Origin of the sequence: Prochlorococcus marinus str. MIT 9314 (genome assembly GCF_000760035.1) — a bacterium.
Classification (GTDB): domain Bacteria; phylum Cyanobacteriota; class Cyanobacteriia; order PCC-6307; family Cyanobiaceae; genus Prochlorococcus_A; species Prochlorococcus_A marinus_B.
This window is the reverse complement of sequence record NZ_JNAO01000006.1, coordinates 1-23,517: the sequence shown is the minus strand read 5'-3', so window position 1 is coordinate 23,517 and position 23,517 is coordinate 1. Positions and strand designations below refer to the sequence as shown.

Below are 23,517 nucleotides of genomic sequence, written 5' to 3'. Positions count from 1 at the left end.
TTAATTCACATTTAATTCTAAATATTCAAAAAGTGTTGCTAATCTTTTAGGATCTTTTAGAAAAAGCCAGCCAATAAGAGTTTCAAAACCTGTTGCTCTGGAATATAAAGTAGGATCTGAAGATTTTGGATATCTCTTTGTTTTATTTCTAGCACGCCTAATTAGATCAATTTCATTTGAATTTAATAAATGTTCAATTTGACTTAATGATTTTGACTGAGATTTTGCTTTTACTTCGTTTACTACAGATAAATGGAGATCTTTAGATTTTAAAGGGAAATGAACATGTCTTAATCTTTGATGAAGCTCCCATACTGAATCTCCAAGCCAAGCAAGTTGAATTACACCTATATCCTCGGGAGATCCATAAGGAACCAAGTTTTGTATCCAATAATTCAATTCTTTAAATGATTTAATGCATCTTCAAGGCTTGCCTTCAAGTTAAGAAAATCCCCTAAACGAACAAGTTTAATTGTTTGAGCCACTCTGGAATTGCCAACGACAGAGAAACCAAGTTTCGACTTTTTGCATTCTTTAGCAGTTTGAACAAGAGCTCCAAGACCTGATGAGTCTAAAAAATCTATTTTTGTAAGATCAATAACGAAAGGAAGCTCATTTTTTAAGTTATTAGTAACAAAAGTCTTAAATTGTTTTTCTGAGAAGGCATCAAGTTGGCCTTTAAAAGTAAAAACAATAATGTTTGTTTTAAACTCAAGGTTTCCTCTTAAAGAAACCGTTAACTTCTGAAAATCTTCTATGATCTAAAACCTCCAGTAAAATATTTTATCAAATGTAATTATCAAATCAAAAGAAAACAACATGTCAACATCTTTCTAACATTAGAGAAACAAATTTATTAAATAAATAATCTGAATCATGTGGGCCAGGTCCTGCTTCTGGATGATATTGAACACTAAATATTGGCTTATTATTAACCTCCAGGCCAGCCAAAGTATTATCATTAAGGTTGTAGTGGGTTATTCTAACTAAATCCTTTGAAAGAGAATTAGGATCAATAGCAAAACCATGATTCTGACTAGTTATTTCAATTTTATTATTTTCACCGCAAGGGTGATTTAAACCTCGATGTCCAAAAGGTAATTTATAAGTTGAACCTCCTAATGCTAATCCAAATATTTGGTGGCCAAGGCAAATACCAAACATAGGTATTTCACCATAATCAATAAGTGATTTTGCTAAGTCTATCCCTTCAGAAACAGAAGAAGGATCTCCTGGACCATTTGAGAAAAATATCCCATCCGGCTTTTTAGATAAAACATCTTTTAGAGATGATCGAGAAGGTAAAACCAAAACTTCACAACCATGGGATACAAGTCTATTAAGAATTGAATTTTTAATTCCAAAATCAATTGCTACTATTTTTAACTTTTCAGAAGATTCATTACATCTTTTTCTTAAATCAAAAGTTGTTTGCGTATGACTTTTCCATATATATTGTTGCTTTGTTGAAACAACCTTTGATAAATTTAATCCTTCCATCTTTGGCGTATCACAAATTATCTTTAGACAACTTTCATCAGTTTTATCTAGAGAGGTGATAACTCCATTCATCGCGCCACTAGATCTTAAAATTTTAACAAGAGCCCTTGTATCAATCCCATATAGACCTATGATATTTTTTTCAACTAACCATTGATTAAAATTTTTTTTAGATCTCCAATTACTGGTATTAAATGAAAAATTTCTAACAATTATACCTTTGACATTAATTTCGGATTCAGAATCTTCAAAATTAATACCAGTATTTCCAATCTCTGGATAAGTAAATGTTAATAACTGGCCATAATAACTTGGATCTGTAATAACTTCTTGATATCCGGTCATTCCCGTATTAAAAACTATTTCACCAACGGCAGTACCAGAAGCACCAAAAAAGAATCCTGGGAATACAATTCCATTACTTAAAACTAATTTCGCGTTTTTCTTGTATGGATTGATCATCGATTTGAAATTAGTTAATTTGAGGATAAATAATTTTTTAAAAGTAAAAACTTTTTCCAAGGATCTCCTTGATTAATAGAAAATAAAGCTTTATTAAATCCTTCATTTAAATCATCCTCAATACCTGCTGCCCAAAGAACTAAAGCAGAGTTCAAGGCAACTACATCAATATGAGATTTTTGTCCAGAACCATCTAAAACAGACTTCAATATTTTCTCATTAGACTCAGTCTCAGAAACTACAAGCTTTTCGTTAGATATATTTTCATGATTAAAATCTAAAATATTTATTTCTGAAAACCGTAATTCACCATTATCAACAAATACTAATTTATTTTCTCCTTGAAGCGAAGCTTCATCAAGGCCACCAAACCCATGAACGACTATTGCTCTATTCATACCCATTTTTAAAAGCGCACTCCCCATAGGTTTTAAAAGATCCTCAGAAGCAACACCCAAAACTTGAGCATTGGGTCTTAAAGGATTTACCAATGGTCCAAGTTGATTAAATACTGTCCTTATTCCAAGGGTCTTTCTTAATGGAGCAAGTTTTATTAAAGATTTATGCCAAACAGGTGCGAACAAAAAAGTTATTCCAATTTCAGTTACGGCGTTGATTACTTTTTCTAATGAACAATTTAAATTCAAACCAAGATTCAACAAAACATCAGCAGAGCCAACTTTTCCACTAGCACTTTTATTTCCATGTTTTGCAACTTTTACTCCACAAGATGAAGCTACAAATGCAACTGCAGTCGAAATATTGAATGTATTAGCTCCATCACCACCCGTTCCACAAGTATCTACCAAATGTAAATTTGGTCTTACTAATGGCAATTCGCAAACATTTAAGAGTTCCTCAGCCATAGAACTTAGTTCGACACCTGTAGAACTCTTTGCTCTTATAGCACTCAAAAAAGCTCCTGTTTCAACATCTGAAATTTCATCATTAATCCATCTTTGCATTAAGGATCTAGAAGTTGATTCATCAAGGTCAATTCCCTCCAACAAATTATTTAGAATTTCAGAGTTTGATAGATTAGAAGACATTAATAGAAGGAAGAAAAATTATGCAGATAAAATTCAATTTGAGGTATCAAAACCTGAGCCAACTAAATCTTTATTTGTATTAGAGGGCCTGAAGCTTTTTGACCAAATAATTTTTGTTTTTGAAAAAAGTTCATTTTTAGTGATCTTCCAAAAATTTAAAATTTTTTCAATATCGTTTTTAATTTCAATTTCTCCTGGGAAATTTGTATAACGATTAATTAATCTAGCTAAATTTATATAGTCAAGATCTTCTGGTGTTTTTTTAGTGAAAAGGGAATCTATAATGTTTTTGTCTGTTTCATGTAATGGATGAGTTTGCTCGTTACCCATAAATAAATACTGAATCATTTATAAAATTAGCTCACATATTCAAAAATGAAACATTATCTTAATCATATCGGCAAAATAAAATGAAAAATTTAAAGATAAAAGTTATTTCTAAATACCTAAGACCTTACAAAAAAGAATTCTTATATGGAGCTTTAGCTCTCTTAATAGTAAATATACTAAGTGTTGTTATACCCTTAGAAGTAAAAAATATAATTGACCAATTACAAAATGGGTTCTCTTCGGATTTTGTTATTTCTAAATCTTTATGGTTAATATTTTTAGCAACTTGTATGGGTTTAATAAGATTATTTTCTAGACAGATTGTCTTCGGAATAGGTAGAAAAGTAGAAGTAAATCTTCGTCAAAAACTATTTGAACATTTACTTATTCAAGATCCAGAATGGATCCAAAAAAAAGGTAGTGGAGACATTATTAGTAGAGCTACAAGCGATGTTGAAAACATAAGAAGACTTTTAGGTTTTACAGTTTTAAGCTTGTGCAACATTGTCTTAGCTTATTCATTCACTATTCCTTCAATGTTTTCGATTAATAAACCATTAACAATATCGGCTTTAATGATTTTTCCATTAATCCTTGGAATTGTAAGTCTATTTGGAGGCAGAATGATTAATCAAAGGAAAGCTCAACAAGAATCATTATCAAAACTTAGTGATCTAATACAAGAAGATTTATCTGGTATAAGTGCCATTAAAATTTATGCCCAAGAGAATGCTGAGAAAAAAGAATTTAACATATATAATAAAGCCTATCGAAATTCAGCGATAAAACTTGCAAGAACAGCGAGTACCCTATTCCCTTTGTTACAAGGGGTTTCCTCAATTTCATTATTGATTTTATTATCTTTAGGAACTTTTCAATTAGAGAGTGGATTTATTTCTATAGGTGGTTTAGTAGCTTTAATTCTTTACGTAGAAAGACTCGTCTTCCCAACAGCTCTATTAGGTTTTACCTTAAATACTTTTCAACTTGGTCAAGTAAGTTTAGATCGTGTTGAAGAAATCTTTCAGAACAACCCAAATATTGTAGATAGAGAAGAAACTAGATTTTTGAAAAGAAAGATTAAAGGATTCTTAGAAGCAAAAAATTTAACAATAAAGTATCCAGGATCAAAATTTAATGCATTAAATAGTCTCAATTTTAAAATTTATCCTGGAGAACTTATTGCAATAGTTGGCCCAGTAGGTTGTGGAAAGACAACACTAGCTAAGTCTCTAGGAAGGACTATTGAAATACCAGACAATCAATTGTTTTTAGATGAAATTGATGTAAAAACTTTAAAATTAAGCGATCTTAGAAAAAATATTTCAATCGTTCCTCAAGAAGCATTCTTATTTACTTCTACAATCTCAGAAAACCTAAGTTTTGGAGAACCCAAAGCTTCTAAATATTTAGTTAAAGAAAGCGCAACAAAAGCTGGATTAATTGATGATATCAATAGTTTTCCACAAAGGTTTAAAACTATTGTTGGTGAAAGAGGTATTACATTAAGTGGTGGACAAAGGCAAAGAACTGCACTAGGAAGAGCACTTCTTGTTGATTCTCCTATTGTTGTTCTTGATGATGCCTTAGCAAGCGTAGATAATAAAACAGCAGCAAGAATAATAGATGAAATGAGTGATAGAAGTAATAAAACAATCATAATGATTAGTCACCAACTTTCTGTTGCAGCTACCTGTGACAGGGTTTTAGTAATGGATAAAGGAGAAATAGTACAAGAAGGCACTCATACAGTTTTAGTAGAAGTGAATGGTCTATATAAACAACTTTGGGATAGAGAACTAGCTACCAGAATTGTGAAGAGCTAAAAGTAAATTTTTTTTCTTATAATGAATAAATTTAAATTATGTTTAAATTCCTGAAAAACATTATGAATAATGAGGAGGTAAACTTAACTAATTATGCTTATGCATTACATAGAATATTAAAAACAGATATCAAAAAAGATCCTAATGTAGAAGAAGATGAAATAATTTTTGGATGTGGTTGTTTCTGGGGTGCTGAAAAATGTTTTTGGAAACTACCCGGAGTTATCACAACATCTGTAGGTTATGCTGGAGGGGAAAAAAACAATCCAACTTATTATGAAGTATGTTCCGGCTTAACTGGTCATTCAGAAGTTGTAAGAGTTATATGGGATAAAAGGGAAATTGATGTAAGTGATTTATTAAAAATGTTTTGGGAATGTCATGACCCTACTCAAAAAAACAGACAGGGTAATGATATGGGAACACAATATAGATCAGCAATATATTACAAAAATGAAAATAATATTAAAACTATATTGGCAAGTAAGGAAAAATATCAATGGGAACTAAGCAAAAAAAATCACGGTTTAATTGAAACAGAAATAAAAATGATTGATTCATATTTTTATGCGGAACAATACCATCAACAATATCTTGCATCAGCTGGAAGCAGGCAGTATTGTTCCGCTTCACCTACAAAAGTTAAGTTAGGAGTTTTTACTGGAAGCAACTATAAATTAGAAGACCATATATGGGAAAACTTTAATTGGGAAGTTGACAAGTGTGTATTGAGATCTGATAACAATCCTATAAAGAATAACATTTAAATCAATCTAAACTTTATAGTTAAGACACGGGGCGTAGCGCAGTTTGGTAGCGCACCACTTTGGGGTAGTGGGGGTCGTGGGTTCAAATCCCGCCGTTCCGATTATTTATCGTCTTCATTTATAAGCGATTTGTACAGTTTATATGAACTTATCCCTACCGCTATGAACGTAAAAGAAGAAAAAAAAGCTAAGACTAATATTGTAAGATTTGAAACTTCAACTTCACCTAATTGGAAAGATATAAAAATGTTCATTAGAAAGGATTTTTTAAAACCCTAACACAATTGCAAAAAAAAAATTTTTCAGATTCAACTATAAATTCAAAAGAATAACAACACCAAAAATTACTCGATAGATTATAAATATTTTCAATCCATTTGAAGAAAAATATTTTAGTAAGAAATCTATTGCTAATAAAGAGGACAAAAATGTGGTAATAAGACCAACAAAAAGAGGGAAAAAACCAAATGAAAAGAAATCATTAAAAGAAGAAATAAACTCAACAATCGCAGCAAGAGAAATAGCTGGCATCCCTAAAAGAAAAGAAAATTTCGCAGCATCTCCTCTTTCCCATCCTGATATTAAAGCGCTAGAAATAGTGACCCCCGATCTTGAAACACCCGGGAAAATTGCAAATGCTTGAAAGCAACCTATCAAAAAACTATTTGAATAATTATGGTTTTTTATATTAATAGAACCTCTTTTCGTACTATCTGCCAAGTACATAAAAAAAGCCATCAGAAATGAGACCAATGCTATTGATAAATTTGAACGAAGAACGTTTTCAAAAAAAGAAGGGATAAAAATTTTTATAATCCCACCAAGCAAAACGATTGGTATAGTACCAATTAAAATAGACCTTAACAATCTTTCATGTAATAGATATTCAAGAAAGTTTTTGGAAGATTGACTTCTGAAATTAAAAATATCATTCCTAAAATACCAGGCTATGGCTAGAACACTGCCAAGTTGAATAGTAGCGGACAAAGAAGCTCCAGGATCATCAATACCTAAAAAAAGGGATATGATTTTTAAATGAGCTGTACTACTTACAGGGATAAATTCCGTCAACCCTTGAATTAATCCATATAAAACAAATTTTAAATATTCCAAAAATTATAAAATTACCTAGTTTATTAATAGCAATTTACATTTAAAAATTAAAAGCTAGTATTGATAAATGAAAAAAAATTCCATTTTAATATTATTTTTTCTTTTTTCTTTAATCTTTTCTGGTTCTGCGAAAGCAAACTATTGGTTAATAATTGGTACTTATAGACAAGGACCTGGAGGAAGGCCAGAGGTTAGCGGAATAACAAGTCCCTCTTTACATTCTATTCCAATGAGAGATTTAGATACTTGTAATAAGGCAGGCGAAAAAATTACTAATGAAATATACAAACCTGTTTGGCAATTTGATAGTAGATGGACCTGCGTGTTTACAGGTAATTAGAATTAAAGTTACCTTTTAACATCGTGAGCACAACCATCTCCTTTATAGTTTTCACTCTCGTAAAAATCATTTTTTGTCCCAAAATAAACTGTTAATAAAACGAAAGGTAAGCTTAATATAAATAAAATAGTTGTTAAATCCATAGTGATAACTTGTTCAAGTAGGTTATGAAAAATTAAAATTTGTTCATTAACTCATTTTTAATAATCTGTGGGTCCTTTAATACCAAGATAAAAGAAGGCTCCTAAACCAACTAAAAGTAAAACTCCAGCTATGGCTGCAGAAGGAACGAAACCACCTATTGCAAAGGAAGAAAAATAATACATCTATAAAACTAAAACTAGTTTGATAATATCAATAAAAAATAGGTATTTGTAAAAAATTTTGACTCGAAGACAATTAGATAATATCTGTTCTATGCCACTAAAGTCGAATCATCGTTATCAGCAGAAATTCTTAATCTCTCTTCCAACTTAGGACCATATAATTCATTTCCCCAGATTTCAACTCTTGAATCATTTGGGGCCATAAAAGTAAGAATGTCAGTTGGGAATAAAACTCTTTCTAAGAAAAAATTTGAGGGACCAATACATCTCAAAACAACCATCCTACAGCCTTCGTTTTTGTAAGAAAACTCAACCATCCCTAAACAACAAAAATATCTTCAATTAAACACTATTAAGTATTAAAAAAAATGTATAAAAAATTACTTAAAAAAAAATTTCAGAAAATACTACAAATTCAATCCAGCCTCAACTAACTTTCTCTCTTGATTAATTAATAAAAGCGCATAGGATTTTATAACATCAAAACTTTTATGAGGAATTGAGACATTGAGCATTCTCAAGAAATTAGATAATTTTTCATCTTTAAGGGCGTTACCTTTTTGTAAAAACATTTCTTTTTCCTGATTTGTTTTCCATATATTCATATATTCAATCTTCAATGGCTTTAAGTGCCAAATATTGTCTATTAAACTCCAAATATCTAAATATTCTTTTAGGTTATTTTGAATTTTTAATACATAAGATGATTCATGAAAACTCAAATCCGTTGTATTTATGGGTCGATCATTTATGTCAATAGAATAAGGTTTTATTCCCAAAAACCATCCCTCAAGAATTAATAAATCAGGATTGTCTAATCTCCAATGAGATCTATCTCCTAAACCATTTCTTAAAGATTTGTCGAAAACTGGTACATTTAATTCTCCATTTATCTTCCAATTTAATAATTTTTCATGCATTAATTTTACTGAGTGACTTCCAGGGAAACCTCTTGAAACATTCCAAGGATTATTTTGAATTGCTAATTTCATTTCATTTGAGGGGAGATAAAAGTCGTCAATTGAAATAACCGCAATTTTGAAGTTTAATTTTAACGATATAGCTTCGAGCCATTTACCTAGTGTTGTTTTACCTGTGCCAGGCAGAGCTGAGATTCCAATTATTTTTCTATCAGAAAAATTATTTTGCAATTTATAAGCCTGAGATAAAAGAGGTAAAGCTAAACCCCAAATCCAATCATCATTTACATTATTGTTCCAATATTGATCAATTGAAAGAATGTTTCTTTTATTATTCCAAAAATAGAACCAATCATCCAAGGATTTCCAACCAATATCAATAATTAATTTTTCAAATTTTTCAAGAGGAAAATTAATATCTAAATCTTTCATCTTTCTAACTTAGTTCTCGCTTATTTATTAATTTATTGATTTCATTTTTCCAACCATATCCATTTGGTTCAGAAGCCAAAGTAAATTCCAAATCTTTTAATTGATCTAGTAAATTTAAGTTAGGTCCATCTATTCCAGGAATAACTATTTTAATATCTGAGTTTAAAAGTAGAGGCAAATCATTTGGAGAATCCCCTAAACCTATAATTTCAATATTATGAACATTTGAATATTCTTTTAGAGCATTTATTGCTTTCCCTTTATTCGATTTTGTAGATAATAAGTGACTCATTCTATTGCCCTTAAAAATATCAACATTAAATTTTTTACAACAGATTTTAATTTTCTCTTCTAAATAACTTGGCGGATTTAAAAAAGGCATGCTCCAGTGTCTATCACGCATTAAATTCAATGAGTTGCCTACTAAACCTGTAAGCTGATTGGCTTCTTGATCAGTGAGATTATTGAGAGGAATAAGTTTGTAATCAATTTCTTTAGAAATAAAATTTAAGATTTCTTCAAGAGATTCGTATTTTATTCCAAGAATAATTTCTCCATTTACTCTTTTAAGAGATTCACCATATATTGCAGCGCCATTCTCAACAATATAGGGATCCGTCAAGTTAAGTTCCTTTCTGATAACTTTTACTTCAGAAGCGGTTTTGCTTGTACAAAGAATTACAGGTATAGATATTTTTTGTAATTTTTTTATAGTCTCTTTAGCAGGTGACAAATCATATGAGTGATCCATTAAAGTACCATCTACATCACTTACTACCCAAATAGAAGAATTTTCAAACATTTTTATAAAGCACTAAGCCAAATTACTTGAAAAGGATCAAGACTAATATTTTTGTAATTGTATTTAGTGGATGTTAAAAAATCATGTGTATTGAAGTCAGTATCAATTATTTTTGGTAGATCATTATCATTCAGTTGATAATTAATTTTATTTTCAGTCATATTATGAATTGCAAAAACAGACTTTGGACCTCTACTTCTTTTAATTACAACAATATCACTTCTACCTTTAGACAAACATTTCATTTCCGAACAAGGATGAAATTGCTTTAATTCTGACCTGACATCCATAGCATTGCGAAGATATTTTAGGTTTTTAGTTGCATTAGATTCAGGATTATTTAAAACGGCTAAGAGATTTTCTGATTTAAACTTTTCTCTGTTAAGGTCTCTTCTTTGACCTGTCATAGAAAAACTTTTGATATCATTTTCTGAAGCTAGTAATGCTGGCAAATAAAATGCAGGGACTCCTTTCAAAGCCATTACTAATAATTGACTCAAAATAAATCTCTCATATTGAAATCTTTTAGCATCTCTACTGGAGTCTTCCATTGCACTCCACCAACTAATATTCAATTCATAAGGTTTATCCTCGCCATTTGATAAACGTCTATGACTTACTAATCCGCCTCTTTTCTCACAATTAATTAATAAATCTTTAATTCTCTGCTCATTCATTAAGCCCTCAAGAGCTCTTAGCCCAACACCATCGTGCGATGCAGTGAAATTAAATAAAGTAGTATCTTCAGGTAATATGGGCCAATCGAAAATCCATGAATTTAGAATATCAGCTCTTGAAGTAATAATTGCCTCTAAGAGAAGAGGAGGCAATGGGAAATTATATGCCATATGGGCTTCATCATCAGGAATCAAATAAGATAGATTTTCCTTCTGAGGAACATTAGTTTCAGTTATTAAAACTCCCTCATCAAGAAGATTATTTAAAAGAACTCTTAAGAGTTTCACGATTGAATGAGCTTTTGGTAAATGCAAGCACGTTGTCCCTGATTCCTTCCAAATAAAACCTACAGCATCAAGCCTGAACCATTTAATTCCATTAGATAAATAATTTATAATTAAATTTAAGAACTCAACAGTCATTTTTGGATTATGCCAATTCAAATCAATTTGATCTGGACCAAAAGTTGTCCAAACTTGTTTAGGGCCATCTTCAGTATTTATTTGTGAAAACAAAGAAGAACTTCTTGGTCTCACTACGTTTGACCAGTCAAGATCTTGATTAGGTGAAAAAACATTTGATATGCCTGGCTCTTGGGATTTAATAAATTGTTGAACCCATAGGTGAGATGATGAGACATGGTTTAGTACTAAATCAGCCATTAAATCATGATTTTTAGAAATACTTTTTAGATCATCCCAACCACCAAATTTTTCTTCTAAGGAATCATAACTTGAGACTGCGAAACCTCCATCACTTGTCGATTTCAAAAAAGGAAGAATATGTACAACTTTAGAAAGACTGCCAAAATGTTTACTTAACAACTCACTAAGAGTTATTAATGTTGCCTCGCCATTTTTATAAATACTATCAGCATAAGTTATCAAAACAGAATGAGATTCATTCCACCTTTCCCTATCTCTTATTTCTTCATAAGCAGATTTCTCTGAGAAATCATCTAAAATCTGTAATAATTGGTTAAAAATATAATTAATTTCTTCTGTAGTATTATTTGAGTAAATTGTATTTAACAATTTATCAATTTTTAATCTATCTAATTTTTTCTCTGAATCAATTTGCTTCACTTTGAAAAAATCAACGAAGTATTAATACTATTCTGCACATCAAATAGAAAATGGACTTTCAACAAGGTTTAATCACAACAATACATGAATATGGAGTTACAAGTAATTTACTTAAAGAATTAAATAAAAGTCTTAAAAAAAGATCAACTAGCATTCTAATACCTTGCTTATATGAAGAGTTTGAGCGTCCAGCTTTAAAAGATATAAGAGAAGTTTTAAAAAGCCTTACAGGCTTAAATGAATTAGTTATTGCTCTCTCTGCAAAAACTGTTAAGCAAGTTAAAGCAGCAAAATCTTTTTTTGACTCTATGCCATTCCCAGTTCACATTCAATGGACTAATTCTCCCTTTGTAATAGAGCTATTAAAAAACCAGGAAAAAAATGGGTTAGAACTTTTAGGAACTCCCGGTAAAGGTTGGGCTGTATGGCAAGGTATAGGAGTTGCGACAAGAAAATCAGAAGTTGTTGCTCTTTTTGATGCTGATATAAGAACTTTTAGTCCTTTGTATCCTTCAAGAATGATACTTCCACTTCTAGATGAATCATATGGAATATCATATGTAAAGGCTTTTTACAGCAGGTTATCCTTAGAAAACAATCAATTGCAAGGTAGAGCAACAAGGTTATTTGTGGGTCCTTTATTAGCAAGTCTTGAGCAGTTAGTTGGGAAGGGTCCCTTTTTACAATATCTTCAATCATTTAGATATCCATTGGCAGGTGAGTTCGCTTTTACAAAGGATCTTGCTATGAATTTACGAATTCCCTGTGACTGGGGTTTAGAGATAGGTTTATTATCAGAGGTTTATAGAAACGTAAGAACCTCCAAAATAGCCCAAGTTGACCTAGGTTTGTTTGATCATAAACATAAGAATATTGGTGATTCATCTAAAGAAGGATTACAAAAAATGTGTACAGAAATACTTTCAAGTGTTTTACGAGGTCTCATGGAACATCAAGCAGAGACCTTAACAAGTACTCAACTATCAACCTTAGAAGTTCTCTATAAAAGAGTTGGGGAAGATCGAGTAAAACAATTTGGTTTAGATTCAGCAGTTAATCAACTTCCATACGACAGGCATGAGGAAGAGCTATCTGTTCAAAAATTTGCGAAACTATTGAAACCGGCTACAGAAGATTACTTAGCTTGCCCGACTACACAACAGTTACCAAGTTGGTCAAGAGTTCTATCTTGTGAGAACAAACTGCAAGATGATTTGGCAATTGCTGGTTCTCAAGATATAAAGACAACTGAAAAAGAATTAATTAAAAACTTCTAAAGTAAAAAGTACCTTTGAGCCATTGGCACTTCATCAAGAGGTTCACAAGTAAGAAGTTCTCCATCAGAAAAAACTTCATAAGTTTGAGGATCAACTGAAATATTTGGTAGTTTACTATTAAGTTTTAAGTGTGATTTATTGATATTTCGGGTATTTTCAACGGCTATACATTTCTTTTGTAAGCCTAATTTATTTTGAACATTTTGATCAATTGAATTTTTACTTAAAAAGGTAAAAGAACTCTTAATTAAAGATTGGCCGAAACTTGCGAACATAGGTCGACCATGTACAGGGCCTGGAGTAGGAATTGAAGCATTTGCATCACCCATTTGGGACCAAACTATAGATCCTCCTTTAACAACTAATTCAGGTTTTACTGCAAAGAATGAAGGTTTCCACAATACTAGGTCTGCAATTTTTCCCTTTTCTATAGATCCAACATATTTATTAATACCATGAGCTATAGCAGGATTAATTGTAACTTTAGAGATATATCGCTTTACTCTGTAGTTATCATTTCTATCGGAATCCTGCGAAAGCGGTCCCCTTTGGACTTTCATTTTGTGGGCAGTTTGAAAAGTTCTTGTTATTACTTCACCAACTCTTCCCATAGCTTGAGAGTCACTAGCTATAATTGAGAAAGCTCCCATATCATGTAGGATATCTTCTGCAGCTATAGTCTCTCTTCTTATCCTTGATTCGGCAAATGCAATATCTTCAGGAATTTTAGAATCTAAATGATGACATACCATTAACATATCAAGATGTTCTTCTAATGTGTTCCTCGTGTAGGGTCTTGTTGGATTAGTGCTACTTGGAAGAACATTTTTTTCTCCACAAATTTTTATGATGTCTGGCGCATGACCTCCACCTGCTCCTTCGGTATGAAAAGTATGAATAGTTCTTCCTGCAATGGCGTTGATAGTATCTTCAACAAAGCCAGCCTCATTCAAAGTATCAGAATGAATACATACTTGTACGTCAAACTTATCTGCAACATTAAGACAAGAATTTATTGTAGAGGGAGTCGTTCCCCAATCCTCATGAAGCTTCAATCCACATGCACCTGCTTCAACCTGATCAATAAGATTGCTCTCGTTTGTTGAGTTTCCTTTTCCAAAAAAACCTAAATTCATGGGAAAAGCTTCTGCAGATTGAAGCATTCTTGCAATATGAAAAGAACCAGGAGTACAAGTAGTGGCATTTGTGCCAGTTGCAGGTCCAGTTCCTCCTCCTAACATGGTTGTAATTCCGGAGGCTAATGCTGTCTCAATTTGTTGAGGACAGATAAAGTGAATGTGGGTATCTATTGAACCTGCAGTGAGAATATGGCCTTCTCCAGCTATTACTTCTGTTGACGCACCAATAACAATATCGACATTATCCTGTATATCAGGATTACCAGCCTTACCTATTTCAAAAATCATTCCATCTTTTATACCCACATCAGCCTTAATTATTCCCCACCAATCTACGATCAAAGCATTAGTTATTACGGTATCTACTGCTCCATCAGATCTTCTTACTTGAGACTGTCCCATCCCATCTCTAATAACTTTACCTCCACCGAATTTAACTTCATCTCCGTATGTAGTTAAATCCTTTTCTACTTCTATAAAAAGTTCGGTATCAGCAAGTCTTACTCTATCTCCAATAGTGGGTCCGTAAGTTTGCGCATAAGTATTTCTGTCAATTTTATAGGACATAATTTTAAGTATCTAAAGAGCCGTTAACCAATGAATTGAAACCATATGCAATTCTTAACCCTGAATAAGGAACTAATTTGACATCAGTTGTATCTCCAGGTTCAAATCTAATTGCTGTTCCTGCAGGAATGTCAAGACGCATACCAAGCGTTAATTCTCGATCAAAAATCAAAGCCTTGTTAGCTTCAAAAAAATGATAATGAGATCCAATTTGTACAGGTCTATCTCCAGAATTAGAAACTTTTACTGTTTTAACTTCCTTGCCAAGATTTAATTCGATTTCACCTTGTTCAGGAATTATTTCGCCAGGAATTAAATTACTCATAACTAGTTTATCGGATTGTGAATAGTAACTAACTTTGTCCCATCAGGGAAAACTGCTTCTATTTGGACTTCATCAACCATTTCAGGAATGCCCTCCATAACTTGTGATTTTGAAAGCCAAGTAGTTCCCTCTGACATTAATTGACTTACACTTTTTCCATCTCGAGCTCCCTCAAGAACTTGAAAACTCAAAAAAGCAATTGTTTCAGGATAATTAAGCTTAAGACCTCGACTAAGCCTTCTTTCAGCTAAGAGCGCAGCAGAAAAAATCAATAATTTATCCTTTTCTTGAGGGGAAAGATGCATAATAAAAAATTAATCTATAAATTCTTAAAAAAGGTTCTTTCTGAACATAATTAATAATTCATAGGATCTTGTAAAGGCCATACTCCTTGATATTTTGGCTCACAAAATCCACTAACAGACCTAATTTGTTTCCAAATACAAAAAAAACATTTCCTAGCTTCTTGAGAAGAACTCCCTAGGAATCTTACAGAGATTCCATTTTCAAGGATTCCAATAGATAAATTATTATCAGTTTCATTGAAAATCTTTTTTATATTTCCCACAAGATTATTTATTTTTGACGTAGAAAAATCTTTTTCGCAGATCCAAATTAAAGATCCAAAAACAGGCATATAATCCATACCTGACTTGGCAGCATAACTTGCCTTAGATAATTCAATTTGATCAACATATTCCCAATCATCATATAAATCATTATTTCTCATAATTTCTAATTTAGACCTAAAAACTCCACTCTCAATAGATTCTCCAGAAGAGGATCTTCCAAGTCTTATTAAATCAGTAAATAAAAAACTTGAAGTTTCTGAAATAGATACTTTAAAATTTTGCTCATATAAGCCATTTGCAAAGATAATTGTTTCTTGAGGGAGATATTCCAAATGAGAATTATCAAGAATATTTATGAGATTTTTTTGCTTTGAAAAAGTCCCTTTTGGATTGATTTTAGATATCCCAACTGATCCATATACTTTTTGAGCTGAAGAAGTAGTCAACAATACTTTAGATTTTTTTTCAAGATTTACCTCAAACTCAAGTAAATCGCCACCAACCAATCCACCTGCAGTATGCAGAACAGGTAAAATACATCTGCCCTCCTGATCATGAGTATGCTTTAATAACTTGTAAGGAGAAGTTGATTTAGATTTATAGATTGTTTTATCAACATTTCCTAAACTTGTTTTATTATTGAAAAAATTTAAGAAACAATTACCTTCCCAAGAAGTTTTAATCATAAATTGTTTTCTTTAATTACTAAATTAAAGTAACCAAAAATTTTGATTATGAGAATGAATAAACAAATTGTTGTAACTGATTGGATTAAGGAAAAACCGAAATTAGGATCATTTTTAAAACTTACCCTAAGTTCAGATGAAAGAAGAATCTTACGAGGAAAAAGATTAACTGATTGTGATCAAGAAATAATTTTACAATTACCTAGAGAGGGCAAATTAAATGATGGAGATATTCTTTCAACTAATGAGTCCAATTTTTATGTAGAGATAATTGCCAAAACAGAAAATTTAATTGAAATAAGTTCAAACTCTAAAATTGAACTTATTAAAACTGCTTATCATCTTGGAAATAGGCACGTAGAAGTAGAAATAGAAGAAGGCTTTCTTCTAACAAAAAGTGATTATGTTATTAACAATATGCTTCTTAATTTTAAAGTTGATGTAAAAAATACGAAAAAAAAGTTTTTTCCTGAAAGAGGTGCCCATAGCCATGATTAAAAGTCACTTATTAAAATATTTATTAATAAGTCCTAACTTACCAGTGGGAGGATTTTGTTATTCGGAGGGTATGGAGAGTTTTCTTCATAATAAAAATTTAACAGATTCGAATTCGGTAAAAGAATTAATCATAAGTGAACTAGAAATTGGTCAGATAAGATTAGATGCAAGACTTTTACTAGATTTTTTTGATATTTTCAATGAGATAAATGATTGCAAAAATTTAAAAGGTAATTTGCAAAAGCTAATGAGTTTGGATAAATGGATCCTCTCATCAAAGGACTCTCTCGAAATGAGAGAACAACAAATTCAAATGGCAAAATCTCTTTTTGATTTAACCAAAGAATTTGGATTTGAATATCTGTATGAAAATAATAAAAAAAGCTCCTGGTCATTAGCCTGGAGTTGGGCTTGTTATTGTTTTGAAATTACAAAGTTAGAAATGGTTGAGAATTTTTTCTATGCGTGGAGTGCAAACCAACTTAGTGCTGCGTTAAGAATTATTCCTATTGGTTCAACAAAAGCACAATTAATTCAGAGAGACTTATTAGCAATAATTTCAAAAGTTTCTAAAGAAATTATGGACAATGAAATTGATGACATTTATTTTGGCAATATAGGTTTAGCTATGGCACAACAAAATCATAATGACCTTTATACAAAACTTTTTAGAAATTAATTTATGAGCAGCAAATTGAGAGTAGGGATTGCTGGGCCTGTAGGTTCAGGAAAAACTGCATTAGTGGAGACTCTATGCTTAAGCATGAAAAAAAATTATGAGGTAGCAATTGTCACAAATGATATCTACACCAAAGAAGATGCTAACTTTCTAATAAATAAAAAAGTTTTAGAGGAAGGAAGGATAATTGGAGTGGAAACAGGAGGTTGTCCTCATACCGCGATAAGAGAGGATTGTTCATTAAATAAAAATGCAGTTTTAGATTTAGAAAATAAATATAATCCTTTAGATTTTGTTTTTGTAGAAAGTGGAGGTGATAATTTAGCATCTAGTTTTAGTCCAGAACTTGTAGATTTATCAATATATGTAATTGATGTATCTGCAGGAGACAAAATTCCTAGAAAGGGGGGACCAGGGATAACAAGGTCGGATTTATTATTAATAAACAAAATTGACTTAGCAGATAAAGTTGGTGCAGATTTAAATATTATGAAAAGTGATACTGAATTTATGCGAAAAGGGAAACCTTGGTTTTTTACTAACCTAAGTATCGGCAAAGGAGTTAAAGAAATAACTCAATTTTTAGAATCACATATACCCAACAATCGAAACTAGAAAAATGTTAATTAATAATATATTGGATTCCACAAAAAGTTACGACTGATACAAAACTAATCCTCACTCGTTTATAACTTTTACTTTATCCCCCTAATGAGGGTCAATTACCTAATTTATCCTAATTCATGAGAATTTCAAGGCGTATTTTGGCAGGTTTAGCTACTGCCTCACTTGCGGTCACCGCAACTTCGTGTGGTGGAGGCGGAACCTCCGGAAGTTTCGATGACACAGTAACCGTTGGTATTTTGCATTCGTTATCCGGAACAATGGCTATCTCTGAATCAACTCTTGTTGATACAGAAAAAATGGCTATTGAAGAGATAAATGCTGCTGGTGGTGTTACAGTTGGCGGCAAAAGCTACAAAATAGAATACATAGTTGAAGATGGTGCATCTGACTGGCCTACTTTTGCTGAAAAATCAAAGAAACTTATAGACCAAGACGGTGTTCCTGTCGTCTTTGGTGGATGGACATCTGCAAGTAGAAAGGCAATGTTACCTGTCTACGAATCAAAAGATGCGTTCCTCTACTACCCAATTCAATATGAAGCTCAAGAATGTTCTAATAACATTTTCTATACAGGAGCCACACCTAACCAACAATCGGAACCCGCTACAGATTTCATGTATAAGCGTTCTCCCGCAGCTGGCGGAGATTTCTTCCTTGTTGGTTCTGATTATGTTTTCCCAAGAACTTCAAACACAATCACAAAAGCTCAGGTAAAACAGTTAGGCGGTAAAGTCGTTGGAGAAGATTACCTTCCATTAGGAAATACTGAAGTTGCTCCAATTATCTCAAAGATCAAAAAGGCGCTTCCTGAAGGTGGAATAATCATTAATACACTTAATGGTGACCAAAACGTTGCATTCTTCAAACAGATTCAAGACGCAGGTATTACACCTTCGAGTGGCTACTACGTAATGAACTATTCAATTGCTGAAGAAGAGATTAGTACAATTGGTCCTGAGTTCCTTGAAGGTCACTACGGCGCTTGGAACTACATGATGTCTATTGATACTCCTGCATCTAAGAAATTTGCTAAAAGTTTCAAGGAAAGATGGGGAGCAGATCGTGTAGTAGCTGATCCTCAAGAATCTGCTTATAACATGGTTTACTTATGGAAACAAGCAGTTGAAGATGCTGGAACTTTCGACGACAACGCAGTAAGGGAAGCTCTAGTTGGACAAAAGTTTGATGCCCCACAAGGTCCAGTTGAAGTTATGCCAAACCATCACTTATCTCAAACAGTAAGAATTGGAGAGATTAATGCAGAGGGTGGCTTTACAATTCTTGAAGAGACAGGAGTTGTTCTTCCTCAAGCGTGGAACCAAAAGCATCCAAGCTCAAAAGGATTTGCGTGCGATTGGACAGATCCTTCAAAAGGAGAAAAGTATAAGCTTTAATTTAATTAAAACCTTTGCTTCAAAATAAAAGGAGGTTAACACCTCCTTTTATTTTATATAAACAAATAATTTCTTTTTCAAATTGGATTTACTTCTCGACAGTCTTTTTAATGGAGTTGCGATCGGATCTGTACTACTTGTTGCTGCATTAGGTCTTGCGATTGTTTTTGGTCTTATGGGTGTTATTAATCTTGCCCATGGAGAACTTATGATGCTTGGGGCTTACACAACATACGTTACACAATTAATTTTCAAAATACCTATATTAAAACCCTTCTACAATTCATACATAATAGTTTCAATTTTCCTTGCTTTTATTGTTAGTGGAGTAGTAGGCATTCTCCTGGAAAAAACTATAATAAGAAAGCTTTATGGAAGTCCACTAGAAACGCTTCTCGCCACTTGGGGCGTAAGCTTAATTCTTCAACAATTTGTAAGAAGTGTACCATTGGCTTATGGGACCGGTTTAGTTATAAGTCTTATAATTGGTTTATTTTTACCATCAACGTTTCCTCTAAAAATAAAAGAATCAATAAATTTCAAATATTTTAAATTTAGTTCTTGGATATTGGCTGCTTTAACTGGTGTTCTCACCGGTAGCGTTATTTCATCCACTGTAAGCAAACTAAGTAGAGCGAGTGCTCGAAATGTTGATGTAACAGCTCCCTCATGGATGAGAGGTCAAGTAGAAATTTTAGGAACTGCATTTCCTAAAACAAGATTAATGATCATTGTAATTACACTTATCTCTGTAATAGCAATAACATTATTTCTAAACCAAAGTGCTTGGGGGATGCGTATTAGAGCAGTTACTCAGAACCGACAAATGAGTGACTGCCTCGGTATATCTACTGAAAAAGTTGATATAATTACTTTCGGAATAGGATCTGGCTTAGCAGGAGTTGCTGGAGTAGCAGTATCACTATTAGGTTCTGTAGGACCAAATGTTGGCGGAAATTATATAGTTGGTTGTTTTATGGTTGTAGTGCTCGGAGGAGTGGGAAATTTATTAGGTACAGTACTTGCTTCCTTTGGAATAGGTATAATGACGGATTTAATTGGAGCTGGAAGGCTCTTATCAATATGGCCAAATATGCCTTTACCACTCTCAAACACCATCAACTTTTTTGCGACAACAAGTATGGCAAGAGTAATGATATTTGCATTAATAGTTATATTCTTGCAATTTAAACCTACAGGTTTATTTCCTCAAAAAGGCAGGATGGTGGAAAACTAATGTCTCTAAGTAAATTTAAATTTGATAAAAGAATAGTATTATCATTCTGGATAATATTAATAGCTCTAATTATTGCAGCACCAACCTTACTCCCTGTATTTAGACTAAATCTTCTTGGCAGATACTTATCTTTGTCCATAGTTGCTCTTGGTGTAGATCTTATATGGGGATATACAGGTTTACTAAGTCTTGGACAAGGTATATTTTTTGCATTAGGTGGATATTGCGCAGCAATGTATTTGCAAATAACCAGCTCTTCTGAATTCCCAAATAATATTCCTGAATTTTTTGCTTTATATGGTGTTGAAAAATTGCCTTTTTTCTGGGAACCTTTTAAATCCCCAATTTTCACCTTCTTCGCTATCTGGATAATTCCAGCATTGGTTGCGGGTTTAATTGGATTTCTTGTTTTCAGGAATCGAATCAAAGGAGTTTATTTTTCTATACTTACTCAAGCTTCTCTTCTTGTATTCTTTAATTTCTTTAATGGACAACAAAAACTTATAAATGGAACAAATGGATTAAAAACAGATGTAACACAACTATATGGTCAGATGGTAGGTTCTGAGTCCATGCAAAGAATATTCTTTTGGATAACGGCCATACTAGTAATAGCGGCATGGTTTTTTGCAAAGTGGGTAGTTAGAGGAAGATTTGGAAATATTCTTATAGGAATACGAGATGATGAACCAAGAGTTAGGTTTACAGGATATAACCCAGTTATATTCAAGACTATAGTATTTTCTATTGCTGGAGGTCTCGCTGGAATTTCGGGAGCTTTATATACTGTTCAGTCTGGAATAGTATCACCTCAATTCATGACAGTTCCCTTTTCTATAGAAATGGTTATATGGGTTGCTGTTGGAGGTAGGGGAACTTTATTGGGAGCAATACTAGGAGCAGTTTTCATCAACTACGCAAAAAGTCTAGTAAGTGAAGCTTTACCTGCTAGCTGGATGTTTATCCAAGGAGGGTTATTTATCTTAGTTGTAACAGCTCTGCCAGAAGGAGTTTTAGGATGGATTCAAGGAGATGGTCCTAGGAATCTTCTTCAAAGATTTGGTTTGAAAAGGAAGATTGAAACCTATCCAAGCTTAGAAGTTAACAATAAGGAGGGGAATAATGAATAATAAAGATCTTCTAAATTTAATAGATATTACTGTTAGTTTCGAGGGTTTTTTAGCTCTCAACAAACTTAATTTAAAGTTAAAGAAAGGAGAATTAAGAGCTGTAATAGGACCCAATGGGGCAGGTAAAACAACATTTTTAGATGTAATAACTGGAAAGGTTAAGCCAACAAAAGGTGAAGTGATTTTCAAAGGAAAATCTTTAGTAGGTAGAAAGGAGCATAAGATTGCTCGACTTGGAGTGGGAAGAAAGTTCCAAAGTCCAAGAATCTTCGAAAATCTAACAGTTAAAGAAAATCTTGAAATATCAGTGTCGACACCTAAAAGTCCCTTAAACCTTATAAATAAGAGTATTAAGGATGAGCAGCTTAATGAGATTGAACGTCTTATGAAGATTGTCAATTTAGCTCAAAAAGTTGATTCTAAAGCTGGTTCTTTATCACATGGCCAAAAACAATGGCTCGAGATAGCCATGTTAGTAGGACAAAAGCCAGATTTAATGTTAGTTGATGAACCTGTTGCTGGTTTAACTGATGAAGAAACTGATCTTACAGCTGATTTATTAAAATCATTATCAGGACAAAATACTGTAGTGGTAATAGATCACGATATGGAATTTATAAGAAGACTTGATAGTAATGTTTCAGTACTAAATCAAGGCACAGTATTATGCGAGGGGACAATGGAAACTATACAAAAGGACCAAAAAGTTATTGATGTTTATCTAGGAAGGCCTGAGGATTAGTTATGAAAAACTTATTGGAAATCAAATCATTGAATACATATTATGGCGAAAGTCATATTCTAAGGGATGTAGATTTAAATGTTCAATCAGGAGAAATGGTTTGTTTGATTGGAAGAAATGGAGTTGGAAAAACAACTTTATTAAAATCACTTATTGGTTTGTTAAGACAAAAAAAAGGCGATATTTATTTTATTGGCGAAAATATCAATAGAAAAGCACCTCATCAGAGGGCTAGGAAAGGAATGGCTTACGTTCCTCAAGGGAGAGAAATTATTCCATACCTATCAGTTGAAGAGAATCTTTTGTTAGGAATGGAGTCGCTGCCAGGAGGATTATCTAAGAACAAAAAAATAGATTCATTTATTTATGATCTCTTCCCAATCCTAAAAGATTTTCTACAAAGGAAAGGAGGAGATCTCAGTGGTGGACAACAACAGCAACTAGCTATTGCTAGAGCATTACTGGGCAAACCTAAACTACTTTTACTTGACGAACCAACGGAAGGTATTCAGCCAAATATAGTTTTAGACATAGAAAATGCAATCAATCAGATAATTAAAGATACAGGTATTGGTGTTTTATTAGTAGAACAACACTTGCATTTTGTAAGACAAGCCAATAGATATTATGCGATGCAACGAGGAGGTATTGTTGCTAGCGGAAATACTAGTGAGTTGAGTCAAGCAGTTATAGATAAGTTCTTAAGTGTTTAACTAAATTATTCTAGATTACTAAAAATTTTATTCATTTTTCACATCTTATTAGGTCAATACTGTTTGGATGTTCATTTATATACTTATTAAATTCCATTGCTAGTGTTCTAGCCTCGTAAGCGTCAGAGGCATAAAAACAATTTTCTAATCTTATATTTTGAAAATCACGGTAGTGCACTGTATATGGCTTCAACATATTAATTTTGTTAATTTTAATTTACTAAAAAGCAATTAAGCTATATCTCAACCATGCATATGTTCGTAAAATTAAAGCACTACTTTTGTTGTTATCAAAATATAT

At 32.3% G+C, this 23,517-nt stretch carries 30 protein-coding genes and 1 tRNA gene; 13 read left to right on the top strand and 18 right to left on the bottom strand.

What is annotated here, in order from left to right:
• The 5 genes from EU98_RS06250 to EU98_RS06265 form a co-directional block, all read right to left on the bottom strand.
• Entirely contained in the window at nucleotides 1-399 is a 399-nt protein-coding gene (locus EU98_RS06250) for a ribonuclease III domain-containing protein (protein ID WP_032515403.1), read from the bottom strand.
• Nucleotides 396-758 (bottom strand): STAS domain-containing protein, encoded by a 363-nt coding sequence (locus EU98_RS09455; protein ID WP_342665652.1) that lies wholly within the window; start codon nucleotides 756-758, stop codon nucleotides 396-398. Before EU98_RS09455 ends, EU98_RS06250 begins: the two co-directional genes overlap by 4 nt.
• Before the next feature lie 64 nt (nucleotides 759-822).
• On the bottom strand, nucleotides 823-1,962 hold the full coding sequence (gene carA / locus EU98_RS06255) for a glutamine-hydrolyzing carbamoyl-phosphate synthase small subunit (RefSeq protein ID WP_032515455.1): 1,140 nt from the start codon (nucleotides 1,960-1,962) through the stop codon (nucleotides 823-825).
• 14 nt (nucleotides 1,963-1,976) lie between these two features.
• Complete coding sequence (trpD, locus tag EU98_RS06260) at nucleotides 1,977-3,011, bottom strand: anthranilate phosphoribosyltransferase (protein WP_032515401.1); 1,035 nt, start codon at nucleotides 3,009-3,011, stop codon at nucleotides 1,977-1,979.
• Between the two features lie 33 nt (nucleotides 3,012-3,044).
• The gene (locus EU98_RS06265) at nucleotides 3,045-3,341 is read right to left on the bottom strand and encodes a DUF3288 family protein (RefSeq protein WP_032515400.1); all 297 of its coding nucleotides are present in this window, start codon (nucleotides 3,339-3,341) and stop codon (nucleotides 3,045-3,047) included.
• An 80-nt stretch (nucleotides 3,342-3,421) separates the two neighbouring features.
• On the opposite strand from EU98_RS06265, the gene EU98_RS06270 reads away from it, so the two are divergent.
• From EU98_RS06270 to EU98_RS06280, 3 genes are all read left to right on the top strand, one after another.
• On the top strand, nucleotides 3,422-5,167 hold the full coding sequence (locus EU98_RS06270) for an ABC transporter ATP-binding protein (protein WP_032515399.1): 1,746 nt from the start codon (nucleotides 3,422-3,424) through the stop codon (nucleotides 5,165-5,167).
• A gap of 38 nt (nucleotides 5,168-5,205) precedes the next feature.
• The gene (gene msrA, locus EU98_RS06275) at nucleotides 5,206-5,934 is read left to right on the top strand and encodes a peptide-methionine (S)-S-oxide reductase MsrA (protein WP_032515398.1); all 729 of its coding nucleotides are present in this window, start codon (nucleotides 5,206-5,208) and stop codon (nucleotides 5,932-5,934) included.
• 27 nt (nucleotides 5,935-5,961) lie between these two features.
• A tRNA-Pro gene (locus EU98_RS06280) sits at nucleotides 5,962-6,035 on the top strand.
• Here EU98_RS06280 and EU98_RS09815 read toward each other — a convergent pair.
• Nucleotides 6,036-6,188 (bottom strand): hypothetical protein, encoded by a 153-nt coding sequence (locus tag EU98_RS09815; protein WP_193743001.1) that lies wholly within the window; start codon nucleotides 6,186-6,188, stop codon nucleotides 6,036-6,038.
• A 58-nt stretch (nucleotides 6,189-6,246) separates the two neighbouring features.
• Nucleotides 6,247-7,047: an undecaprenyl-diphosphate phosphatase gene (locus EU98_RS06285; RefSeq protein ID WP_032515397.1), complete on the bottom strand. Its 801-nt coding sequence runs from the start codon at nucleotides 7,045-7,047 to the stop codon at nucleotides 6,247-6,249.
• A gap of 67 nt (nucleotides 7,048-7,114) precedes the next feature.
• On the opposite strand from EU98_RS06285, the gene EU98_RS06290 reads away from it, so the two are divergent.
• Nucleotides 7,115-7,387 carry a hypothetical protein gene (locus tag EU98_RS06290; RefSeq protein WP_032515396.1) on the top strand — a complete coding sequence of 91 codons (273 nt, stop codon included), beginning with the start codon at nucleotides 7,115-7,117 and terminating at the stop codon, nucleotides 7,385-7,387.
• 8 nt (nucleotides 7,388-7,395) lie between these two features.
• Here the strand turns inward: EU98_RS06290 and EU98_RS10140 are convergent, their stop codons facing one another.
• The 6 genes from EU98_RS10140 to EU98_RS06310 all read right to left on the bottom strand — a co-directional run bounded on the left by EU98_RS10140 (nucleotide 7,396) and on the right by EU98_RS06310 (nucleotide 11,630).
• Entirely contained in the window at nucleotides 7,396-7,530 is a 135-nt protein-coding gene (locus EU98_RS10140; RefSeq protein WP_011818343.1) for a hypothetical protein, read from the bottom strand.
• 57 nt (nucleotides 7,531-7,587) lie between these two features.
• Nucleotides 7,588-7,713 carry a hypothetical protein gene (locus EU98_RS10135; RefSeq protein WP_257008987.1) on the bottom strand — a complete coding sequence of 42 codons (126 nt, stop codon included), beginning with the start codon at nucleotides 7,711-7,713 and terminating at the stop codon, nucleotides 7,588-7,590.
• A gap of 89 nt (nucleotides 7,714-7,802) precedes the next feature.
• Nucleotides 7,803-8,030 (bottom strand): DUF1830 domain-containing protein, encoded by a 228-nt coding sequence (locus EU98_RS06295; protein ID WP_032515395.1) that lies wholly within the window; start codon nucleotides 8,028-8,030, stop codon nucleotides 7,803-7,805.
• A 90-nt stretch (nucleotides 8,031-8,120) separates the two neighbouring features.
• The gene (locus EU98_RS06300) at nucleotides 8,121-9,065 is read right to left on the bottom strand and encodes a kinase (RefSeq protein WP_032515394.1); all 945 of its coding nucleotides are present in this window, start codon (nucleotides 9,063-9,065) and stop codon (nucleotides 8,121-8,123) included.
• A gap of 4 nt (nucleotides 9,066-9,069) precedes the next feature.
• A complete protein-coding gene (yedP, locus tag EU98_RS06305; RefSeq protein ID WP_032515393.1) occupies nucleotides 9,070-9,867 on the bottom strand; it encodes a mannosyl-3-phosphoglycerate phosphatase-related protein YedP in 798 nt (265 codons plus the stop codon).
• 2 nt (nucleotides 9,868-9,869) lie between these two features.
• Entirely contained in the window at nucleotides 9,870-11,630 is a 1,761-nt protein-coding gene (locus EU98_RS06310) for a sugar phosphorylase (RefSeq protein WP_032515392.1), read from the bottom strand.
• A gap of 50 nt (nucleotides 11,631-11,680) precedes the next feature.
• Between EU98_RS06310 and EU98_RS06315 the strand changes: the two genes are divergently transcribed.
• Nucleotides 11,681-12,907: a glycosyl transferase gene (locus EU98_RS06315; protein ID WP_032515391.1), complete on the top strand. Its 1,227-nt coding sequence runs from the start codon at nucleotides 11,681-11,683 to the stop codon at nucleotides 12,905-12,907.
• Here the strand turns inward: EU98_RS06315 and ureC are convergent.
• From ureC to EU98_RS06335, 4 genes are read right to left on the bottom strand one after another with little or no spacing between them, the layout of a single operon-like run.
• Complete coding sequence (ureC, locus tag EU98_RS06320; protein WP_032515390.1) at nucleotides 12,904-14,613, bottom strand: urease subunit alpha; 1,710 nt, start codon at nucleotides 14,611-14,613, stop codon at nucleotides 12,904-12,906. The genes EU98_RS06315 and ureC overlap by 4 nt on opposite strands.
• A 4-nt stretch (nucleotides 14,614-14,617) precedes the next feature.
• Entirely contained in the window at nucleotides 14,618-14,938 is a 321-nt protein-coding gene (locus EU98_RS06325) for an urease subunit beta (RefSeq protein ID WP_032515389.1), read from the bottom strand.
• A gap of 2 nt (nucleotides 14,939-14,940) precedes the next feature.
• Nucleotides 14,941-15,243 carry an urease subunit gamma gene (locus tag EU98_RS06330; RefSeq protein ID WP_011818334.1) on the bottom strand — a complete coding sequence of 101 codons (303 nt, stop codon included), beginning with the start codon at nucleotides 15,241-15,243 and terminating at the stop codon, nucleotides 14,941-14,943.
• Nucleotides 15,244-15,293: 50 nt separating this feature from the next.
• Nucleotides 15,294-16,196, bottom strand: a complete 903-nt coding sequence (locus EU98_RS06335; RefSeq protein WP_032515388.1) for an urease accessory protein UreD — start codon at nucleotides 16,194-16,196, stop codon at nucleotides 15,294-15,296.
• 48 nt (nucleotides 16,197-16,244) lie between these two features.
• Here EU98_RS06335 and ureE point away from each other — a divergent pair, with 48 nt between their 5' ends.
• From ureE to urtE, 8 genes are all read left to right on the top strand, one after another.
• Complete coding sequence (ureE, locus tag EU98_RS06340; RefSeq protein ID WP_032515387.1) at nucleotides 16,245-16,694, top strand: urease accessory protein UreE; 450 nt, start codon at nucleotides 16,245-16,247, stop codon at nucleotides 16,692-16,694.
• Nucleotides 16,687-17,373, top strand: a complete 687-nt coding sequence (locus EU98_RS06345) for an urease accessory protein UreF (protein WP_032515386.1) — start codon at nucleotides 16,687-16,689, stop codon at nucleotides 17,371-17,373. The genes ureE and EU98_RS06345 overlap by 8 nt, the downstream gene beginning before the upstream one ends.
• Before the next feature lie 3 nt (nucleotides 17,374-17,376).
• A complete protein-coding gene (gene ureG, locus EU98_RS06350; protein WP_032515385.1) occupies nucleotides 17,377-17,988 on the top strand; it encodes an urease accessory protein UreG in 612 nt (203 codons plus the stop codon).
• Between the two features lie 128 nt (nucleotides 17,989-18,116).
• Complete coding sequence (gene urtA / locus EU98_RS06355; RefSeq protein ID WP_032515384.1) at nucleotides 18,117-19,394, top strand: urea ABC transporter substrate-binding protein; 1,278 nt, start codon at nucleotides 18,117-18,119, stop codon at nucleotides 19,392-19,394.
• An 82-nt stretch (nucleotides 19,395-19,476) separates the two neighbouring features.
• Complete coding sequence (urtB, locus tag EU98_RS06360; protein ID WP_032515383.1) at nucleotides 19,477-20,631, top strand: urea ABC transporter permease subunit UrtB; 1,155 nt, start codon at nucleotides 19,477-19,479, stop codon at nucleotides 20,629-20,631.
• Nucleotides 20,631-21,761: an urea ABC transporter permease subunit UrtC gene (gene urtC / locus EU98_RS06365; protein WP_032515382.1), complete on the top strand. Its 1,131-nt coding sequence runs from the start codon at nucleotides 20,631-20,633 to the stop codon at nucleotides 21,759-21,761. The genes urtB and urtC overlap by 1 nt, the downstream gene beginning before the upstream one ends.
• A complete protein-coding gene (urtD, locus tag EU98_RS06370) occupies nucleotides 21,754-22,503 on the top strand; it encodes an urea ABC transporter ATP-binding protein UrtD (protein ID WP_032515381.1) in 750 nt (249 codons plus the stop codon). The genes urtC and urtD overlap by 8 nt, the downstream gene beginning before the upstream one ends.
• A gap of 2 nt (nucleotides 22,504-22,505) precedes the next feature.
• Nucleotides 22,506-23,216 (top strand): urea ABC transporter ATP-binding subunit UrtE, encoded by a 711-nt coding sequence (gene urtE / locus EU98_RS06375; RefSeq protein ID WP_032515380.1) that lies wholly within the window; start codon nucleotides 22,506-22,508, stop codon nucleotides 23,214-23,216.
• A gap of 31 nt (nucleotides 23,217-23,247) precedes the next feature.
• Here the strand turns inward: urtE and EU98_RS09635 are convergent, their stop codons facing one another.
• A complete protein-coding gene (locus EU98_RS09635) occupies nucleotides 23,248-23,412 on the bottom strand; it encodes a hypothetical protein (protein ID WP_072165439.1) in 165 nt (54 codons plus the stop codon).
• Nucleotides 23,413-23,517: the final 105 nt, after the last annotated feature.

What these genes read in the sequence shown, in the direction of transcription:
- carA (WP_032515455.1), bottom strand. Translation starts at nt 1,962, where the DNA reads ATGATCAATCCATACAAGAAAAACGCGAAATTAGTTTTAAGTAATGGA.
- trpD (WP_032515401.1), bottom strand. Translation starts at nt 3,011, where the DNA reads ATGTCTTCTAATCTATCAAACTCTGAAATTCTAAATAATTTGTTGGAG.
- EU98_RS06265 (WP_032515400.1), bottom strand. Translation starts at nt 3,341, where the DNA reads ATGGGTAACGAGCAAACTCATCCATTACATGAAACAGACAAAAACATT.
- EU98_RS06270 (WP_032515399.1), top strand. Translation starts at nt 3,422, where the DNA reads ATGAAAAATTTAAAGATAAAAGTTATTTCTAAATACCTAAGACCTTAC.
- msrA (WP_032515398.1), top strand. Translation starts at nt 5,206, where the DNA reads ATGTTTAAATTCCTGAAAAACATTATGAATAATGAGGAGGTAAACTTA.
- EU98_RS09815 (WP_193743001.1), bottom strand. Translation starts at nt 6,188, where the DNA reads ATGAACATTTTTATATCTTTCCAATTAGGTGAAGTTGAAGTTTCAAAT.
- EU98_RS06290 (WP_032515396.1), top strand. Translation starts at nt 7,115, where the DNA reads ATGAAAAAAAATTCCATTTTAATATTATTTTTTCTTTTTTCTTTAATC.
- EU98_RS10140 (WP_011818343.1), bottom strand. Translation starts at nt 7,530, where the DNA reads ATGGATTTAACAACTATTTTATTTATATTAAGCTTACCTTTCGTTTTA.
- EU98_RS10135 (WP_257008987.1), bottom strand. Translation starts at nt 7,713, where the DNA reads ATGTATTATTTTTCTTCCTTTGCAATAGGTGGTTTCGTTCCTTCTGCA.
- EU98_RS06295 (WP_032515395.1), bottom strand. Translation starts at nt 8,030, where the DNA reads ATGGTTGAGTTTTCTTACAAAAACGAAGGCTGTAGGATGGTTGTTTTG.
- EU98_RS06300 (WP_032515394.1), bottom strand. Translation starts at nt 9,065, where the DNA reads ATGAAAGATTTAGATATTAATTTTCCTCTTGAAAAATTTGAAAAATTA.
- yedP (WP_032515393.1), bottom strand. Translation starts at nt 9,867, where the DNA reads ATGTTTGAAAATTCTTCTATTTGGGTAGTAAGTGATGTAGATGGTACT.
- EU98_RS06315 (WP_032515391.1), top strand. Translation starts at nt 11,681, where the DNA reads ATGGACTTTCAACAAGGTTTAATCACAACAATACATGAATATGGAGTT.
- ureC (WP_032515390.1), bottom strand. Translation starts at nt 14,613, where the DNA reads ATGTCCTATAAAATTGACAGAAATACTTATGCGCAAACTTACGGACCC.
- EU98_RS06325 (WP_032515389.1), bottom strand. Translation starts at nt 14,938, where the DNA reads ATGAGTAATTTAATTCCTGGCGAAATAATTCCTGAACAAGGTGAAATC.
- EU98_RS06330 (WP_011818334.1), bottom strand. Translation starts at nt 15,243, where the DNA reads ATGCATCTTTCCCCTCAAGAAAAGGATAAATTATTGATTTTTTCTGCT.
- EU98_RS06335 (WP_032515388.1), bottom strand. Translation starts at nt 16,196, where the DNA reads ATGATTAAAACTTCTTGGGAAGGTAATTGTTTCTTAAATTTTTTCAAT.
- ureE (WP_032515387.1), top strand. Translation starts at nt 16,245, where the DNA reads ATGAGAATGAATAAACAAATTGTTGTAACTGATTGGATTAAGGAAAAA.
- EU98_RS06345 (WP_032515386.1), top strand. Translation starts at nt 16,687, where the DNA reads ATGATTAAAAGTCACTTATTAAAATATTTATTAATAAGTCCTAACTTA.
- ureG (WP_032515385.1), top strand. Translation starts at nt 17,377, where the DNA reads ATGAGCAGCAAATTGAGAGTAGGGATTGCTGGGCCTGTAGGTTCAGGA.
- urtA (WP_032515384.1), top strand. Translation starts at nt 18,117, where the DNA reads ATGAGAATTTCAAGGCGTATTTTGGCAGGTTTAGCTACTGCCTCACTT.
- urtC (WP_032515382.1), top strand. Translation starts at nt 20,631, where the DNA reads ATGTCTCTAAGTAAATTTAAATTTGATAAAAGAATAGTATTATCATTC.
- urtD (WP_032515381.1), top strand. Translation starts at nt 21,754, where the DNA reads ATGAATAATAAAGATCTTCTAAATTTAATAGATATTACTGTTAGTTTC.
- urtE (WP_032515380.1), top strand. Translation starts at nt 22,506, where the DNA reads ATGAAAAACTTATTGGAAATCAAATCATTGAATACATATTATGGCGAA.
- EU98_RS09635 (WP_072165439.1), bottom strand. Translation starts at nt 23,412, where the DNA reads ATGTTGAAGCCATATACAGTGCACTACCGTGATTTTCAAAATATAAGA.